Origin of the sequence: Butyrivibrio sp. AD3002, from assembly GCF_000420905.1 — a bacterium.
GTDB lineage: Bacteria > Bacillota > Clostridia > Lachnospirales > Lachnospiraceae > Butyrivibrio.
This window is the reverse complement of sequence record NZ_ATVV01000002.1, coordinates 116179-133158: the sequence shown is the minus strand read 5'-3', so window position 1 is coordinate 133158 and position 16980 is coordinate 116179. Positions and strand designations below refer to the sequence as shown.

Genomic DNA, 16980 nt, shown 5'->3' with positions numbered 1-16980 from the left:
AATGAAAATGAGGTGTATATGAGCGAACAGGTCATGGTTGAGGAACTTTTCGGTAAAAATGTGTTCACACTTGAGAGAATGCGCGAGCGTCTGCCCAAGAGTGTGTACAAAGAGGTCATCCAGGTCATGGAAAAGGGCGGAGATCTCTCACTGGCTTCTGCGGATGCTGTTGCAAACGCGATGAAGAACTGGGCGATGGAGCACGGTGCAACGCACTATACTCACTGGTTCCAGCCGCTTACCGGTATTACAGCCGAGAAGCACGATGCATTTATCACAAGCGCCAGAGGCGACGGACACATGATGACATCTTTTTCAGGAAAAGATCTCATTAAGGGCGAGCCGGATGCTTCGTCCTTCCCTTCAGGAGGACTTCGCGCAACCTTTGAGGCAAGAGGTTATACAGCCTGGGATATCACATCTCCCGCTTTCCTTAAGGAGACAGGTGCAGGCGTAACACTCTGCATACCCACCGCATTTTGTTCTTATAACGGAGAGGCTCTTGATAAAAAGACTCCCCTTCTTAGATCCATGCAGGCTGTAAGTGAGCAGGCTTTAAGGATCGTTCATCTTTTCGGCAATACCGAGGCAAAGAAAATAAATGTATCAGTTGGTCCCGAGCAGGAGTACTTCCTTGTGGACTGGAAGAAGAGCCTGCAGCGCCCCGACCTTATCTTCACGGGCCGTACACTTTTCGGAGCTCAGCCGCCCAAGGGACAGGAGATGGAGGATCATTACTTCGGCGTAATCAGAGAGCGCGTCGGAGAGTTCATGAAGGATCTTAACAACGAGCTCTGGAAGCTCGGAGTTCCCGGAAAAACTCAGCACAACGAGGTTGCTCCCGGACAGCACGAGCTTGCCCCGATTTATGAGGAAGCTAATATCGCAGTAGATCACAACCAGATCATCATGGAGACCATGAAGAGAGTTGCGGAGCATCACAACATGAGATGTCTTCTGCATGAAAAGCCGTTCCAGGGCGTTAATGGTTCAGGTAAGCACGACAACTGGTCACTTTGCACGGATACAGGAGTTAATCTTCTTGATCCCGGTGATACACCAAATGAAAATATTCAGTTCCTGTTTGTCCTTGCCTGCATAGTTAAGGCTGTCGACAGACATGCTGATATCCTTAGACAGAGCGCATCCGACGTTGGAAACGACCACCGCCTCGGCGCTGATGAGGCACCTCCGGCTATTATTTCCATGTTCCTTGGAGAGCAGCTTGAGGATGTTGTTCACCAGCTTATTGAGACAGGTGAAGCCAAGAGATCCAAGCGCGGCGGAAAGCTCAAGACAGGTGTTTCAACCCTTCCCGAATTTGAGAAGGATGCTACGGACAGAAACCGTACTTCACCCTTCGCCTTTACCGGAAATAAGTTTGAGTTCCGTATGGTTGGTTCCTCCGACTCTATGGCAAGCTCAAATACAGCGCTTAATACAATTGTTGCAGAGGCTTTCAGTGAGGCAGCAGACAGACTTGAGAAGGCTTCCGATTTTGATATGGAAGTACACGATATTATCAAGGAGTACCTGACAAAGCATCAGAGAGTAATCTTCAACGGCGACGGTTACTCCGAGGAGTGGAAGAAGGAGGCAGAGAGAAGAGGCCTTCCCAACATCCCTTCAACCATCGAGGCAGCTGAAGTCCTCACAACAAAGAAGGCAATCGATCTCTTTAAGAAGTTCGGCGTATTTACAAAAACAGAGTTGGAGGCACGTCAGGAGATTATTTTCGAGACATACTCCAAGACTATCAATATCGAAGCACTCACCATGATTGATATGGCAAGTAAGCAGATCATTCCTGCGGTTATGAAGTACGCAGGCGGGCTTGCTTCAAATATCAACGAAGTTAAGACAGCAGGCTGCGATGTTTCGGTTATGACAAGTGAACTTACAGAAGTTACAAAGCAGCTCGGAGCAATGAAGAAAGCTCTTGATAAGCTTATTAAGGAAGAGGAGAAGGCAAGAAGCATATCCGAACCCAGAAAGAGAGCATATTACTGCAAGGATAAGGTAGTTCCTGCAATGACAGCGCTCAGAACTCCCGCAGATAAGCTTGAAATGCTTGTGGATAAGAACGACTGGCCGTTCCCAACCTATGCGGATCTTCTCTTTGAAGGCTGATATAAAACATATCGCATCCCGGATAATGACAGAACCCTATAACTAAATAGTTATGAGGTATAAATTAACAGGTATTTGTCATACAAAACAGATGCCCATATAATACACCCATAGCAAAGACAACGGCGTCGGAGATAAAACATCCGGCGCCTTTTTTGTTATAAAGATTCGGAAAGTTTGACAGGGAGGAGAGCAGGAAATGTTTAGCAGAGAAAAACTTATGAAGCTGATCATCCCGATGGTAATAGAACAGCTCCTGGCAGTTACGGTAGGCATGGCAGACATGATCATGGTATCGGGAGCCGGTGAGGAAGCAGTATCGGGAATATCACTTGTCAATTCCATACCTTGGGACAGGTCTGGCTTCGCTGCCTTCCGTTAAGGACATCCTTAAAGGAAAGCTGATAGTCTATAAGGCTGTCATTTACCTCCCAGGCACCGGGGACAGCGAGAATAAGCTGTTTCTTAAGAAAGAAGAGTTTTTTGAATTCTTCAAAGCCTACAGGATTACTGCTCAAAGCAAAATCAATCTGGCCCAGGCGGAGTGTTTTGATCATCTCTTCACTGCTGGTATTTTCATTCAGGTTGATACTTATGTTGGGATACTTGCTGCGGAATGGATTGAGATGTATCGGAAGTGAATAGCAGCAATAAAAGCTGGTGGTCCCAAGTTCATTTTCCAGCCTCCTTATAGTGGCGCTGAGAGAGGGTTGGGAAATAAACAGAGCCGCAGCAGCCTTTGAAAAGCTTCCGCTTTTATAAATTGCATTTACATATTTTGCTTCGCGTAACATAAGAATCACCCTTTCCTGAAAAAACAAAAAAACGAGGGCGTCAAAATTGACGTCCTCGTCTGGATTATAATAATACATGTATAATTAAATTTCAAACACCTTTTTTGAAAATAATGCGAAAATTGGCTTATGGAATAGTGTTTTAGGAAACCGAAAAATAAAATTATAAAAATTTAAAAAAAGTGCTTGCATTAATGGATAAACATACGTATAATACAATCTTGTCGGTGGGCTATCGCCAAGCGGTAAGGCAACGGACTCTGACTCCGTCATTTCGTAGGTTCGAATCCTACTAGCCCAGTTTTTCCTCAGAGAGTTCCTCTGAGGATTTTTTTTACCGTATTTGAGCAGACTTCGGAGTAATGTGGTATAATCAATCAGATATTATACACTTAGAGGTGGGTTGTGAAATCTCAGATTAAGAATTTGGCCTTTCCGATTATATGGGAAGTGCTTTTTATCATATTTTGTATAATAAAGCCGTTTAAGACGCTTTACATATTTTTTGTGTTCTATCTGGTACTGGCTGTTTATTTCGCCAGAGATTTTTCAATCAGAGAATATACGCAAAATTTTAAGAGTATCAAGAAATTCTGGATACCCGTTGCACTTACTGTCTTAGCAGCGCAGGCTTGCTACATGATAAAGTTCCGTCTCATCCAGCCCAGTTTCATCGGAGCGCTGGACGGAACCTATGGTATTACCTGGGAAAACAGCTATATCGGAGAATTCCTGTATGCCATAACAATTCTTTTTCTCTGTCCTATTTCAGAGGAACTGTTCTTCAGAAAAGCAATAATGAATTTTGATTCCTGTACATCAGCTCTTGTGAGCTTTTCACTGGGACTTATACTTTGCGGTTTCAGTTATGCTTATCTGCCCCTTGGTGTTGTGGAAGCCATGGTGCTTGCCCTTCCCTACGCAGTAGCATTCTTCTGGACCAGAAACATATACGTACCCATTACGGTGCACATCCTCTTCATGATGTACCAGCACCTGCCATTAATAATTTATGATGTGGCCCGCATCTCCTTGCGGTAATAGTAAACCCCGTGCAATGCACGGGGCGTTTTCATTTTAATACTTCTCTTCGAATTCCTGGATTGGAATGGCCGGGGTAAAATAATAACCTTGAAATCTATCGCAGTCGATGGATTTCAGGTAATCGAACTGCATCTGTGTTTCAACACCCTCTGCCACAACCTTCATGCCAAGCTGATGGATAAGCTTTACACAGGCTTCAAGTACGATCTTGCTCCGGGGATTCGCTAAGGCATCGTCGATGAAGGACTTGTCCAGTTTTACATAGTCGGCTTGGAGCTCTTTTAACATATTTATGGAGAAATCACCTGCGCCAAAATTGTCTATCGCTACCTTAAAGCCTTCTGCCCTGAATTTGTTCAGGATCTCAAGTCGAAGCTCTGTGTCATTCATAAGATCTCTCTCTGAAAACTCAAGGATAAGCTTGTTAGGATCAACGCTGTAAGCATGTACCAGTTCCTTGACCTTTTTGAGCGCATCCATGTAGAAGAGATCTTTCGGAGATACATTCACCGAGATAACAAGGTGGTCTCTCACCGTGGCCTGCCAGGAGCGAAGCTGTTTCATAACGCGCTCCCAGTTCTCGCAGTCGAGTTTTGCTATATTGTCATTCTTTTCAAGGATATGAATATATTTATCCGACGGAGTAATCGAGCCATCGGGCTTTATCCATCTGGTCAGAGCCTCGGCTCCTGTTACACGCTGCTGCTGATCGAAAATCGGCTGAAGGAAAATATGGAATTGACCGTCCTCAAGATTTTTGGGGAAGGCGTTCAGGAATTCTATTTCATTTTCAGCCTGTTTAAGGAGCTTATTGGTATAGAAAGTCAGAACGTTTTCTCTTCTGTCGTGAAGGGACTTAAGAGCAAGGTCTGCACGCTCTATCATAACAGTTACCGGGATATCGGGATCATCAATCCTGAAAACTCCGAGATGGAAAAACAGGTGATAATTCTCTGTGTCTATCATCTGTCCTATTTCTTCCACAGCGTTCATAAAAACGCCCTCATCGAATCGTTCTTCAGGCATGCAAAGAACAAAGTGATCCGCGTGGGTTCTGCCGTAAACAGTATCCTCGCCGCAGTTTCTTCGTAGCATATCAGCGATGGCAATCAGGACTTCATTGCCTCTCTGAACACCGTAGCGTTCATTGAGGGTGCGGAAGTGACGGATATCTCCCGTGATAAGAACTCTTCTGGTATCCGGATCCTCCACAAGAATTCTTCTGACCTCGCGGCAGATTCCGTCAAGGTTATTGAGTCTTGTGAGAAGGTCGTGAGTAACGAGATAATCGGTCTCTGTCATGCCCTGGGAGACCTGTTTTTCATCCTCACCGGTTAATATCTGATGAGTAGGCGGTAATGTCTCGCCTTCCTTGTCATCGACAGTGATCAGTTCCATTACGCAGGAAAAATTATTTCTGTCCGGGAGTACCAGTTTTATCGGAATAGACTGTACTAAGAACCTGTGACCGTCATACACCTCTTCCTTGGTCTGGCGCTGACTGCTCATAACCGCTCTGTAGCTGGTGCAGTTGGAACAGCGGGAAGCGGCATTCCATGCGGAATAACACTCCTTTTCGTAGTGGAGTTCTCCTGAGGTGTCCACACTGATCACACGGCATTCGACAGGGTCAACGAGGCGGACGGTATCGTACATCCGCTTCATGTAATCGAGCATGTGCTTAAGTTCCTGATAAGTGTACTCCTCTACCTTCATAATTATTCCTCTTCAGGGGGTTCTGCTTTATCGGCAAGAGCAGCCTCTCTTTTCTGAATCCAATTCTGATATGTAAAGTTAAAGATAGCGGCAAACGGAATGGCAAGCATGATTCCGGCAACGCCGAACATGCGCCCGCCGACTACCAAAGTAACAAGTATCCAAACGGCTGAGACGCCAAGTGTATTTCCGAAAAGCTTGGGTTTGATAATATATCCGTCAACTGTCTGCAGCACTATCGTGAAGATGAGGAAGATAAGTGCATGTATAGGATTTACCAAAACCAGGATGAAAGCACCTATAATGGCACCGACTATGGGTCCGAAGGTAGGTGCGAGATTGGTTACTCCGACAAACAGTGAGATCAGCACTGAGTAGGACATGCCGGTCACTGTCATGAAGAACCAGTTTACTATTCCGACGATGAGTCCATCCAGAAGATCTCCTGCGATGTAGCGCTTCAGGATATCGTTGCAGGTGCTCCAGAATGTGCTCATTCTCTGATAAAAGCTGTCAGGAATAAATGCCTTCATAAGTCTGACACTTCCGGCCTGCAGCTTTTCCATGCCTGCAAGAAAGTACAGGGCGAGGATAGAGCCAAGGATAAAGTTGAAGAATCCCTTACCTATGCCGGCAGATACATTTATTATCTGGGACATGGCCTGAGGGAGCTTCTGTGCAAACTGCGACAGGAAGGTATTGATCTTGCCTATGATTCCGGAAAGGTTGATATGGAAGTTACCTGCCTGGACATTTAAGTTATTGAGCAGGTTTTCCAACGAACGTGCATAGCTGTCCAGGTTTGACACAAAAGTCGTAATACTGTCTACAAGCTGAGGAATCAGGGCAATCATCAGTATTGCGATAAACAACAGTACAACCATGACAGAGAGAAGTATTGCCAGAGACCTTCTTATTCCGTTTTGTTTTATTCCTGAAAGGATAGTCCTTTCGAAAAAGGCAACAAGCGGATGCAGAACATATGCCAGGATCAGTCCAGTTATTACCGGTGAAAAATATTTCCCGAGTACAGCTATTCCTTTAAACAGCAGGTTAATGTGTGACACGCCAAGATAAACAAGTACTGCGGAACAGGATGCCACTGTGTAAGGAAACCATTTCTGGTTTATGCATTTTTTGAAGAAATTCATGTCTGTCCTTTGTGCTTAAATTGCACAAACCCCCAATCTTAATTTATAATGTAACGTAGCCTCTTTTATAATTTTAGTCTTATATAAAGAGTCTTTCAATTAAAAAAGTATTAAGTTTCGTTCAATTATTGACGTGTGGGAGTTTAGTTATGCTTAATCATATGGACCGCGTAAAGATGATAGAATTCAAGGACATGGGTGATGAGAGAGGTCAGCTTGTCATCGTGGAAGGTGGGAAGGATATCCCTTTCGATATAAAGAGAGCCTTCTATATGTATGGAAGTGACGCAACCGTTGTCCGCGGTCAGCACGCGAATAAGAGGACTGAGTTTGTGCTTATAAACGTGGCGGGAACCAGTAAGGTTAAGGTTATGGACGGAGCGGGGAATGAGACGATTTTCTGTCTGAACAGACCGAATACCGGAATATATCTTCCTAACATGGTTTGGAAGGAGATGTACGATTTCAGCGCCGATTCCGTGCTGCTTGTCCTTGCAAGCGAGCACTATGACGCAAATGAATACATTAGAGACTACGATGAGTATGTAAGAGAAATCTCATCGTTTGCGGGCGGATCCGATAACTGATATTATCAGAGCCGCAATAAGACCGGCCCAGATACCGAAGGTCAGAGTGCTTCGTATATATTCCATATGCGGAGCACTTTTCTTGAACACATACATAGTGGGATCTTCACTGTCATATCCTACGACGAGGTCACCGGCTGCAAGAGCGGCATCGACGTCGGCCTGAGTCATTTCGATGTTCTTGTGATTGAAATAAGGATCTGCGATTTCGGTTTCAACATACAGAACCTTGGGCTCAGTGTGAGTTTTTGCATAAAAAGCGCACCCGATAAGCCCGATTACTGCGAAAATGAGCGCATACCTTACGAGGTGTATGCTGATTTCATAAAAGCTTTTTGACAGGATTTTTCCGGGGATGGCAAATCCGTTTTTGAAAGCAGATATTTCTTTTTCGCCAAACGGAAGGATAATTATTTCCTTGCTCAGTGCGGCGGGAAGCGTGTTCTCCATTTTTTTCAGAGAATCATAAAGGTAAGCGCCAAGGAATATGAAGGTCAGATTCTTGAAGCTTAGGTTAAACAGGAACGGATCACTCATTCCGATAAAGCAGAAGGTTATGATGACCGCCAGTTCGCGGGTTTTGTTTTCCTTTACGAGATTTCCAATCCACATAATATAGAGAGCGCAGACCAGAGCGAAAGGTACCACTCCAAGCTGCAAAAACAGATACAGGAAGGAGTTGTCGAGCATATACCAGTTGGTGGGCGGTGCTTTAAAATATGAACCGAAGGGTGTTATCTTTTCAGTGGTCAGAAAATACAGAGCGAATTCATAGCGCTTGTGAAGGAGTTTGTTCATGAATTCGAAAGCACTTCCGGTTGCAAGGAGAGGTCCTGCGATCGAGAAGATAACTATCGCGGGAAAGAGAAGTAAAATAAGTGCATTTTCTGCTTTGGTGCGATTTTTTCTAAGCTGTAAATATATGTTTATAATAAGATATAAGCTGATGGATATGAGTCCGGTGAGGCTTACGGTATAAAGATACACATACAGGTTAAGGAGCATAGCAATAACAGAAGCCTTAAGGAGGCTTCTGAGATTTTTGGCTTCATAGAGATAGAAAAAGAAGATTATCAGTATGAGAAGCGTTGTATGCGCAGTATTGGGATAAGGGTATCCCAAAGAATGACGGAGGAGAAATCCGTAGCCGCTGCGCTTGTTCATGTGATTTAGCTCGGAGATGATGCCGGTGACGGAGAGCAGGTAGAGGACAAAGTAGGAGACGGAAAGGATGATGAGCCCCAGCTTTGCAACCTTTTTTTCACGTATACCCTTCATGCCGAGCATCATGGTAAAGTAGATAAGGAGACCTTTTTCCCCGGAGCAGAGGTAGGTCAGTGCGCCGGTTCCCAGAAAGGCAATTCCTGCGATGTATTCGTAAAGTGTATGCCTTGTGGCCGCGATTTTGATGATAAAAGCGAGCATGCCAAGGACAAGGCAGGCGTTGTAAACGGGCTGTCCGTCATAGAGTCCGATGGCTCTTGCGCCAAAAAGCAAAAGGAAATATATGTAGTAAATAAGCTCATGGACTTTTATTGTGTTGTCTGATGGTAAGTTTTGACTGTTCATGCGATAATGTAGTTCCTTTCGGCCCGCTATTTCTACAAGGATTATAACAGATATGGAAGTTTTGGAGAAAAAAGAATTGAATAATGCTCTTGTGGCATTTTTGTGTACATGGGGACTTCAGCTCATGCTGGGGATCACAGTCAGAAATCCGCTGACACTTGTCTTTTTTGCGCTGTTTTGTGCGATGGGGGTGAAGGCGAGGAAAAACAGAAAGCGGAAGCTCTTTTTGCCTATATATGCGATGTCCGCGATATTGACGGCCGCAGTGATATTTTTGTACGGGAAAAGAGCGGTGGCTCGTTTTGACAGTGCCCTGTTCAGGCTTCTTGGAATTGCAATTATGCTGGTGGGAATTTTCCTTTCGTATTTCAGGGTGTTTCAGCTGGTTTTGAAGGTTGGGAATCCGTTTCCTATTCCGAAAGAGGGTCCTGCAAAAGGTGATGACGAGATTGCAGAAAAGGCAGGCACCGGGGTAAATACTCTTAGTGACACAGCAGTTTTCTTTTTGGCCGCAGCGATTTGCTTTCTGTGCTGGCTCCCATACTTTCTATATGAATATCCCGGGATCATGACCGCAGATTCCATCGTGCAATATGAGCAGGTTATCGGAGTGAATCCACTTTCCAATCATCATCCGATAGCGCATACGATGTTGATAGCACTGTTTTATAAGCTTGGCATGTCGGTCACGGGTGATGTGAATAAAGCGATAAGTTTCTATACAGTGGCACAGATGATCTTTTTTGCTATTTGCTGTTCGAGAGTTGTGGTGCAGGTAAAAAGGGTTACGGGAAAAGCTGTCCCTGCTTTTTTATCTCTTGCATTCTTTGCACTGGTACCGTTTAATGCGGTGTTTTCAGTTACCATCTGGAAGGACATTCCATTTGCGGGGATAGTTATGCTGCTTGGATGCAGGCTCTGTGAGATGAGCTTTAAGGAAAATCCGGGAGCCATGGATTTCGCCGGTTTTGCAGTTCTTTCGGTTTTGATGTCTGTTTTCAGATCGAACGGTTGGTATGCATTTTTGGTATGTGCGCCGTTTTTCATCTATGGTTTCAGGAAAAATATGAGGCAGGCGCTTGTCTCTGTAATAGCCGCAGTGGTGATTGCTCTTTTGATAAAGGGACCTGTTATGAATGCTGCAGGTGTTGTGCAGCCAGATTTTACGGAATCGCTATCACTGCCTCTTCAGCAGGTGGCGAGAGTTCTGGTGGAGGATGAGGAATTATCTTCCGGTGACAGGAAACTGGTGGAGGCGGTCATAGATACCACCTATATCCATGAGCTTTATGCTCCGGATTTTGCGGATAATATCAAGGAACTTGTAAGGGCAGGGCATCCCGAGGTTATCGAGAATAACAAAGGTGCCTATCTTGGGCTGTGGATGCGGCTTGGACTGGTGCATCCCGCGCATTATATAAGAGCCTGGTTTGACCTTGAGGGCGGATACGTGTATCCTGATGTTTCCTATGACGTGGGAAATATCGACGGCATAATGGGCAATTCCTATGGGCTTGTGCCTACGCCTCTTATAGGAGGAAAAGCGGTTGTAAAGGGAAAGGAAATTCTTATCAAGCTCGGAAGCTTTGTGCCGCTTTACGGGATGCTGTGGTGCGCCGGGGCTTACACATGGCTTGTGGTTTTTGTTCTTTTTATGATGCTCTGGAAGAAAAAGACTATGGGCGGAAAGCTTTCGGTATTTGTGATACTGCAGGCAGCGCTTGTGCTTACGCTCCTTATAGCAGCTCCGGTGGTGGACTTTAGGTACGAATACTGCGTCGTGATGCTTATGCCGCTAACGGCAGCGATTTGTGCTATGATAATTAAGAAGAGGATTTAAAAAAATGTACTCATTTAATTCAAGAATACGGTATTCGGAAACGGATATAGAAAATTATCTTACATTTGAATCGCTTATAGATTATTTCCAGGACTGCTCGACTTTTCAGACACAGGAAGGCCCTGCGACCATAGAGGAGATGGCAAAAAAGGGAACGGCCTGGGTTTTAAACAGCTGGCAGGTGGTGGTGAACAGATTGCCGGGGCTTGGCGAAAGGGTTGTGACGGGTACCGTACCCTATGAGCTTAACGGATTTTTCGGACTCAGAAATTTTTATATGGATACCGAGGATGGCGAGAGGCTTGCGGTTGCGAATTCCGTGTGGACACTGATAAATATGGAAAAAGGGACACCGGTTAGGATAGACGATGATATAATTGCTACCTATCCTCTTGATGAGAAGCTCCCCATGGACTACGCTTCAAGAAAGATCCGCCCGGTGGAGGGGGCAGAGATATTCAAGGCGCCTTCTAAGATAATCGGGATGCATCATCTTGATTCAAACCTTCATGTGAACAACGGGCAGTACATACGTATTGCGCTTCAGGCTTTCGATTATGTGGCGGAGAAAAATGATCTTGATAAGCTTCGTAAACTCGCCAAGAGTAGGGAAAAGATCCAGATAAGAGCGGAGTACAGGCAGCAGGCGCATCTGGGAGATGAGGTACAACCGGTGGTTTATGTGGGGGAAGACAGCTATCTCACGTATATAAACGATGATGCCGGCAAACCATATGCAATAATAGAAATAAAAGGATTATAGAAATGTTAAGAATCGGAGAAAAACAGGAACTGATAATTATTAAACAGGTGGATTTCGGAGTTTACCTTGCAGAGAAGCAGGGCGACGAGGACAAAGTGCTTTTGCCAAAAAAGCAGGTGCCCGAGGGCTCCGAGATAGGAGATAAGCTTACCGTTTTCCTTTACAAGGATTCGGATGACAGACTTATCGCCACGACCAAGACTCCCAAGCTCATGCTGGGCGACGTCAATATGCTCACTGTCACCGATGTAGGAAAAATCGGAGCATTTATGGATTGGGGACTTGAGAAGGACGTGCTTCTTCCCTTCAGAGAGCAGACCAGAAAAGTGAAGAAGGGCGAGAGTGTTCTTTGTGCCCTTTATGTGGATAAATCCGGAAGACTTGCGGTTACTATGAATGTATATGAGTTCCTTAGAACCGACAGCCCTTATCACAAGGATGACAGAGTTCGCGGAACGGTCTATGAGACCAGTTCAAACTTCGGAGTTTTCGTGGCTGTTGACGATATTTTCTCAGCTCTCATTCCCAAGAAGGAGTTGTACGGAGATATCAAGATCGGCGATGAGATAACCGCCAGAGTGGTAGAGGTTCGCGACGACGGAAAGCTCACTCTCAGTGTTCGCGAGAAAGCATATCTTCAGATCGGCTCTGATGCGGAGGCTATCCTCGAAGCTATGCAGGAAAACGGCGGCCGCCTTCCTTTCACCGACAAAGCCGACCCCCAACTCATCCGCGACGAAATGTCCATGAGCAAGAACGAATTCAAACGCGCCATCGGCCACCTCCTCAAGGAAGGCAGAATCGAGATTGGCACAGATGAGATAAGGATGAGGGGATAATAAAGGCAAGAAACAGGACACCCCACACATATCGTGTTATTTTTCAGCCGATTATACGCTCTGCGTAACGAGGCTGAAACAATAATATGATATGTGTGGGGTGTCCGTTCGTGGCTGAATTTACAGCCGGATGTCGATTGTGCCACCCAGGTTCGGGTTGACTGACCTTTCGAGGGCGGACACATCGATCATTTCTTCAATGGTGTTGCCGACATCCTGCAGAGCGTCAAGATTCTTGGAGAGCATAGCTGTTCCCCAGTCAGATTGAAGCTTGCTTGCCGATAATGCCATTGATAATTCAGGTATGTCCATAGGCACCTCCTTAGGCATTTTTGGGTACTGCTTTGGTGTAAAATCACACCACTGCACATGTATCCTTATCCATTTCTTATATCGGAAAAAACACTCTCAAAAATTATTATGGAAAATCAACAAAAAAACAGATAAAATTTGTGGATTTTTATGCATTTATCGAGTAGAATAAAATAAGAACAATGAAAAATTAATTTTGGGAGATTAATTATGATTTCAAATCAGATCCTTCAAAATACCATAGACGGCTTAAAAGGCATAGCACATGTGGATTTATGCGTACTTGACGTAGATGGAAACGAGGTTGCCGCAACAAGACCCGACTTTACAAACATGGGTGATTCTGTTCGTGATTTTGTCAGATCACCTGCTGATTCTCAGGAAGTGCAGGGCTATCAGTTTTTTAAAGTATATGATGAGCAGCAGCTCGAGTATATACTGATCGCTGCGGGAAGCGGTGAGAGCACCTATACTATTGGCAAGATGATCGCATATCAGATCCAGGGACTGCTTGTTGCTTATAAAGAGAGGTTTGATAAGGACAATTTCATCAAGAACCTGCTCCTTGACAACCTTCTTCTGGTGGATATATATAGTAGAGCTAAGAAACTTCACATTCCGTCCGATTCCAAGCGTGTAACCATGATTGTTTCCGCGGATAAGGTTCGTGAGAACAATGTGCTTGAGCTTATAAGAACTCATGGCACCGGTAACGGCGGGGATTTTGTGACAGAAGTGGATGAGGACAATGTTATTGTCGTTAAGGATGTGTCCGAATACAGCAAACCCGAAGAGATTTCAAAGTCTGCGGGAGAGCTCCAGGAGCATCTTGAGTCCCTTGGCATAACCAATGTTCATATTGCCATCGGTACTGTTGTAGGAGAGATTAAGGAAGTCAGCCGTTCATATAAAGAGGCCAAGATGGCGCTCGACGTAGGAAGAATTTTCTTCGATGAGCGTAAGGTTATAAGCTATGGGGAGCTTGGCATCGGACGACTTATATATCAGCTGCCCATCCCGCTTTGCAAGATGTTTATCCGTGAGATATTCGGCGGTAAAAATCCCGATGGATTCGATCAGGAGACACTTGCGACGATTGATAAGTTCTTTGAAAATAACCTCAATGTTTCAGAGACTTCCAGACAGCTGTTTATTCACAGAAACACTCTGGTTTACAGACTTGATAAGCTCCAAAAGAGCACAGGTCTTGATCTTCGTGTATTCGATGACGCCATCACATTCAAGATTGCACTGATGGTTGTACGATACATGAAATACATGGAGCGATACTAAGAATCCGTAGGATCGCGATACAGTTAAGTAGTAGGAGTAATAAGTATGGAAAAAGTTTACAGAAGAAAACGTGCCGCCGGACCGGTTTCGGAGGATGAGATCATCACGCTCGATAACGTGACAAAATCTTATTCTACGGGAGCACCAGCTTTAAATGGAGTCACCCTTCACATAAAGAAGGGTGAATTTGTTTTTATAGTAGGAGACAGCGGATCGGGTAAATCCACCCTGATAAAGCTGCTTCTGAGGGAGCTTGTTCCTTCTGACGGAACTATCACCGTTATGGGACAGGACCTTGGCAGAATGAGACACAGAAACATCCCGAAGTTCAGAAGAAAGCTTGGAATAGTATTCCAGGATTTCCGACTTCTGAAGGACAGAAATGTCTATGAAAATGTCGCTTTTGCCCAGAGAATAATCCAGAAGTCCAACAGAGATATCAAGAGAAATGTTCCTTCGGTTCTCGCAATGGTGGGACTTGCAGGAAAATACAAGAGTAAGGTAACTCAGCTTGCAGGCGGAGAGCAGCAGAGAGTTGCCCTTGCAAGAGCTATTGTAAATAAGCCGGAGATACTTCTTGCGGATGAGCCTACGGGTAACCTCGATCCCGGTAATACCTGGGAGATCATGAAGCTCATGGAGCAGATCAACCTTAACGGGACGACGGTAATTGTTGTTACACACAACAGGGAGATTGTTAACGCGATGCATAAGCGCGTTATTACTATGAAAAAAGGCGTCGTGATTCACGACGAAGAAGAGGGTGAGTATCACGATGAGGATGAGTAGTTTTTTCTATACAATAGGACAGGGCTTTAGGAACCTTGGTCGTAACAGATGGTATACGCTTGCATCAATTGCAACAATCAGTGCCTGCCTGTTCCTTTTTGGTATATTTTATTCGATAGTAACCAATTTTCAGCATGTGGTTCAGACAGCTGAGGAGGGAGTTTCCGTTACGGTATTTTTCAATGAGGGAACGACGGAGGATATAATCCTTGCGACCAAATCTCTGATTGAAAAGAGACCTGAGGTCAGCAGGGTTGAGTATATTTCTGCTCTGGATGCCTGGGAGGGATTTAAAACCGATTACCTTGGAGAGTATGCGGACGGCTTTACGGAGAACCCGCTGGAGGATTCTGCGAACCTTCAGATTTACTTAAATGATGTGTCCATGCAGCCTGCGCTGGTAACCTATCTCGAATCGATAGAATGCGTAAGGATGGTCAACAGATCTGAGGTTACGGCTTCCACGCTGAGCGGAATCAACAGCCTGATAGCTTATGTATCACTCGGAATAATCGGAATCCTTTTACTGGTTTCAATTTTCCTTATCAGCAACACGGTTACGATAGGAATTTCGGTCAGAAAAGAAGAGATAAATATCATGAAGTACATCGGTGCCACGGACTTTTTCGTACGTGCGCCCTTTGTCATAGAGGGTATTATTATCGGACTTATAGGTTCACTTTTTCCGCTTGTGATAATTTATTTTATCTACAATAAGGCAAAAGAATTCCTGGCAATCAGATTTTCAATGCTTAATTCAATACTGGATATTCTTCCGGTAGGAAAGATTTTTGAAGCTCTTACACCTATTTCAATTCTTATAGGAGTGGGAATCGGTTTCCTTGGAAGTGTTACAACTGTACGCAAACACCTTCATGTATAAGAGCAACGGAGTTTATGGGGAGGCTGCCGGATTTTGATTAGTACGACATTTGGGAAAAGAATAACAGGGTCAGTTCTGGTTCTGTGCCTGCTTGCAGGCACAGTTTCTTTTGCGGGGACACCTGTGCGCGCCGCTGTAACTGCGGAGAGTATAAAGGAAAAAGAGGGACAGATCAAAGATGCGAAGAAGGAGAGGGATTCCATGAAGAGCTCTCTCACCGATTTGCAGTCTGTTAAGAAATCTCTTGAAAAAGAGAAGTCGGATCTGAATTCCTATATCACCAAGCTGGATGCAAGCCTTGATGACATTCAGAAGAAGATACAGGATCTCGGTGATAAGATTGAACAGAAAGAAAAAGATATAGAAGAGACAACGGCTGAGCTCGAGGAGGATATCAGAATCCAGAACGAGCAGTATGAAGCTATGAAAAAGCGAATCCGTTTCATGTATGAGAGGGGAGATACACTTTACTTCCAGCTTTTACTGGAGACGGGGACCTTTTCAGATATGCTTAATAAGGTAGAGTATATAGAGGAACTGTCAGCCTATGACAAGGGTAAGCTCGATGAGTATATAGCACAGACGGAACTCACCACTCTTACAAAAGAGGCCCTTGAGGAGGAAAAGAAAACTCTTGATGAAGCCAAGGCAGAGGTTGTCATAGAGGAAGGCAATCTTCAGACTCTTATCGCTGAGAAGAATACGGAAGTAACCAAGCTTTCCGCAAACATTCAGGATAAAGAGGCTGCCATCGCGGAGTATGAGAAACAGATTGCGGAAGAAAATGCCACAATCGCAGCTCTTGAGAAGGCTGTTGAGGCAGAAAAGGCTGAGCTTGCGGCTCAGAATGCAAGAAAGTATGACGGAGGAATGTTCACTTTTCCCTGTCCTTCATATACAAGAATATCGGATAACTATGGTATGAGAATGCATCCCACACTGGGAATCCAGAAGATGCATAACGGCATCGATCTCGCTGCAGCAAGCGGTTCTGCCATACTTGCGGCTTATGACGGCAAGGTTGTGGCGGCTGCTTATAATTCGACAATGGGAAACTATGTTATGATATCCCATGGAAGCGGACTGTATACGATTTATATGCATGCATCCTCGCTCAGCGTTTCAACAGGAGCTGAGGTGACTAAGGGCCAGAGAATCGGCTCTGTCGGTTCGACCGGCAGATCTACGGGACCGCACCTTCATTTCGGAGTAAGACTTAACGGAAGTTATGTAAGCCCGTGGAATTATCTGAAATGATACATTTTTATTC

At 44.8% G+C, this 16980-nt stretch carries 16 protein-coding genes and 1 tRNA gene; 12 read left to right on the top strand and 5 right to left on the bottom strand.

Annotation, left to right across the window (positions count from 1 at the left end; all coding sequences use genetic code 11):
• Positions 1–18 precede the first annotated feature (18 nt).
• Complete coding sequence (locus tag G596_RS0102985) at positions 19–2130, top strand: glutamine synthetase III family protein (RefSeq protein WP_022760351.1); 2112 nt, start codon at positions 19–21, stop codon at positions 2128–2130.
• 199 nt (positions 2131–2329) lie between these two features.
• Positions 2330–2512, top strand: coding sequence for an MATE family efflux transporter (locus G596_RS24675; protein WP_155829106.1), 183 nt, complete (start codon positions 2330–2332; stop codon positions 2510–2512).
• Here the strand turns inward: G596_RS24675 and G596_RS0102980 are convergent.
• Positions 2466–2924: a LysR family transcriptional regulator gene (locus tag G596_RS0102980; RefSeq protein WP_026671166.1), complete on the bottom strand. Its 459-nt coding sequence runs from the start codon at positions 2922–2924 to the stop codon at positions 2466–2468. The genes G596_RS24675 and G596_RS0102980 overlap by 47 nt on opposite strands.
• Positions 2925–3152: 228 nt before the next feature.
• Between G596_RS0102980 and G596_RS0102975 the strand changes: the two genes are divergently transcribed.
• Together G596_RS0102975 and G596_RS0102970 are read left to right on the top strand one after the other, a co-directional pair.
• A tRNA-Gln gene (locus G596_RS0102975) sits at positions 3153–3225 on the top strand.
• 206 nt (positions 3226–3431) lie between these two features.
• A complete protein-coding gene (locus tag G596_RS0102970) occupies positions 3432–3965 on the top strand; it encodes a CPBP family intramembrane glutamic endopeptidase (RefSeq protein ID WP_155829103.1) in 534 nt (177 codons plus the stop codon).
• Between the two features lie 36 nt (positions 3966–4001).
• Here the strand turns inward: G596_RS0102970 and G596_RS0102965 are convergent, their stop codons facing one another.
• A complete protein-coding gene (locus tag G596_RS0102965; RefSeq protein WP_022760348.1) occupies positions 4002–5684 on the bottom strand; it encodes an EAL domain-containing protein in 1683 nt (560 codons plus the stop codon).
• Between the two features lie 2 nt (positions 5685–5686).
• Positions 5687–6835 (bottom strand): AI-2E family transporter, encoded by a 1149-nt coding sequence (locus G596_RS20650; protein ID WP_022760347.1) that lies wholly within the window; start codon positions 6833–6835, stop codon positions 5687–5689.
• 149 nt (positions 6836–6984) lie between these two features.
• Here G596_RS20650 and G596_RS0102955 point away from each other — a divergent pair, with 149 nt between their 5' ends.
• Positions 6985–7422 (top strand): sugar 3,4-ketoisomerase, encoded by a 438-nt coding sequence (locus tag G596_RS0102955; protein ID WP_022760346.1) that lies wholly within the window; start codon positions 6985–6987, stop codon positions 7420–7422.
• On the opposite strand, the gene G596_RS0102950 is transcribed toward G596_RS0102955, so the two are convergent.
• Complete coding sequence (locus G596_RS0102950) at positions 7393–8991, bottom strand: hypothetical protein (RefSeq protein ID WP_022760345.1); 1599 nt, start codon at positions 8989–8991, stop codon at positions 7393–7395. The genes G596_RS0102955 and G596_RS0102950 overlap by 30 nt on opposite strands.
• A gap of 52 nt (positions 8992–9043) precedes the next feature.
• Here G596_RS0102950 and G596_RS0102945 point away from each other — a divergent pair, with 52 nt between their 5' ends.
• Genes G596_RS0102945 through G596_RS0102935 form a run of 3 tightly spaced genes read left to right on the top strand, consistent with a single transcriptional unit; the run spans position 9044 to position 12433 of the window.
• The gene (locus G596_RS0102945; protein ID WP_022760344.1) at positions 9044–10831 is read left to right on the top strand and encodes a DUF6020 family protein; all 1788 of its coding nucleotides are present in this window, start codon (positions 9044–9046) and stop codon (positions 10829–10831) included.
• Positions 10832–10835: 4 nt separating this feature from the next.
• A complete protein-coding gene (locus G596_RS0102940) occupies positions 10836–11594 on the top strand; it encodes an acyl-[acyl-carrier-protein] thioesterase (RefSeq protein WP_022760343.1) in 759 nt (252 codons plus the stop codon).
• A gap of 2 nt (positions 11595–11596) precedes the next feature.
• Complete coding sequence (locus G596_RS0102935) at positions 11597–12433, top strand: CvfB family protein (protein WP_022760342.1); 837 nt, start codon at positions 11597–11599, stop codon at positions 12431–12433.
• 120 nt (positions 12434–12553) lie between these two features.
• On the opposite strand, the gene G596_RS0102930 is transcribed toward G596_RS0102935, so the two are convergent.
• Entirely contained in the window at positions 12554–12745 is a 192-nt protein-coding gene (locus tag G596_RS0102930; protein WP_022760341.1) for a YjfB family protein, read from the bottom strand.
• 210 nt (positions 12746–12955) lie between these two features.
• On the opposite strand from G596_RS0102930, the gene G596_RS0102925 reads away from it, so the two are divergent.
• The 4 genes from G596_RS0102925 to G596_RS0102910 all read left to right on the top strand — a co-directional run bounded on the left by G596_RS0102925 (position 12956) and on the right by G596_RS0102910 (position 16967).
• Positions 12956–14038 (top strand): PucR family transcriptional regulator, encoded by a 1083-nt coding sequence (locus G596_RS0102925; protein ID WP_022760340.1) that lies wholly within the window; start codon positions 12956–12958, stop codon positions 14036–14038.
• A gap of 99 nt (positions 14039–14137) precedes the next feature.
• Entirely contained in the window at positions 14138–14827 is a 690-nt protein-coding gene (ftsE, locus tag G596_RS0102920; RefSeq protein WP_026498326.1) for a cell division ATP-binding protein FtsE, read from the top strand.
• A complete protein-coding gene (ftsX, locus tag G596_RS0102915) occupies positions 14814–15710 on the top strand; it encodes a permease-like cell division protein FtsX (RefSeq protein WP_022760338.1) in 897 nt (298 codons plus the stop codon). Before ftsE ends, ftsX begins: the two co-directional genes overlap by 14 nt.
• A gap of 33 nt (positions 15711–15743) precedes the next feature.
• Positions 15744–16967: a murein hydrolase activator EnvC family protein gene (locus G596_RS0102910; RefSeq protein WP_022760337.1), complete on the top strand. Its 1224-nt coding sequence runs from the start codon at positions 15744–15746 to the stop codon at positions 16965–16967.
• Positions 16968–16980: the final 13 nt, after the last annotated feature.

Coding starts and splice junctions, on each gene's coding strand:
- G596_RS0102925 (WP_022760340.1), top strand. CDS start 12,956: ATGATTTCAAATCAGATCCTTCAAAATACCATAGACGGCTTAAAAGGC.
- G596_RS0102935 (WP_022760342.1), top strand. CDS start 11,597: ATGTTAAGAATCGGAGAAAAACAGGAACTGATAATTATTAAACAGGTG.
- G596_RS0102980 (WP_026671166.1), bottom strand. CDS start 2,924: ATGTTACGCGAAGCAAAATATGTAAATGCAATTTATAAAAGCGGAAGC.
- G596_RS20650 (WP_022760347.1), bottom strand. CDS start 6,835: ATGAATTTCTTCAAAAAATGCATAAACCAGAAATGGTTTCCTTACACA.
- G596_RS0102945 (WP_022760344.1), top strand. CDS start 9,044: ATGGAAGTTTTGGAGAAAAAAGAATTGAATAATGCTCTTGTGGCATTT.
- G596_RS0102940 (WP_022760343.1), top strand. CDS start 10,836: ATGTACTCATTTAATTCAAGAATACGGTATTCGGAAACGGATATAGAA.
- ftsX (WP_022760338.1), top strand. CDS start 14,814: ATGAGGATGAGTAGTTTTTTCTATACAATAGGACAGGGCTTTAGGAAC.
- G596_RS24675 (WP_155829106.1), top strand. CDS start 2,330: ATGTTTAGCAGAGAAAAACTTATGAAGCTGATCATCCCGATGGTAATA.
- G596_RS0102985 (WP_022760351.1), top strand. CDS start 19: ATGAGCGAACAGGTCATGGTTGAGGAACTTTTCGGTAAAAATGTGTTC.
- G596_RS0102930 (WP_022760341.1), bottom strand. CDS start 12,745: ATGGACATACCTGAATTATCAATGGCATTATCGGCAAGCAAGCTTCAA.
- G596_RS0102955 (WP_022760346.1), top strand. CDS start 6,985: ATGCTTAATCATATGGACCGCGTAAAGATGATAGAATTCAAGGACATG.
- G596_RS0102965 (WP_022760348.1), bottom strand. CDS start 5,684: ATGAAGGTAGAGGAGTACACTTATCAGGAACTTAAGCACATGCTCGAT.
- G596_RS0102950 (WP_022760345.1), bottom strand. CDS start 8,991: ATGAACAGTCAAAACTTACCATCAGACAACACAATAAAAGTCCATGAG.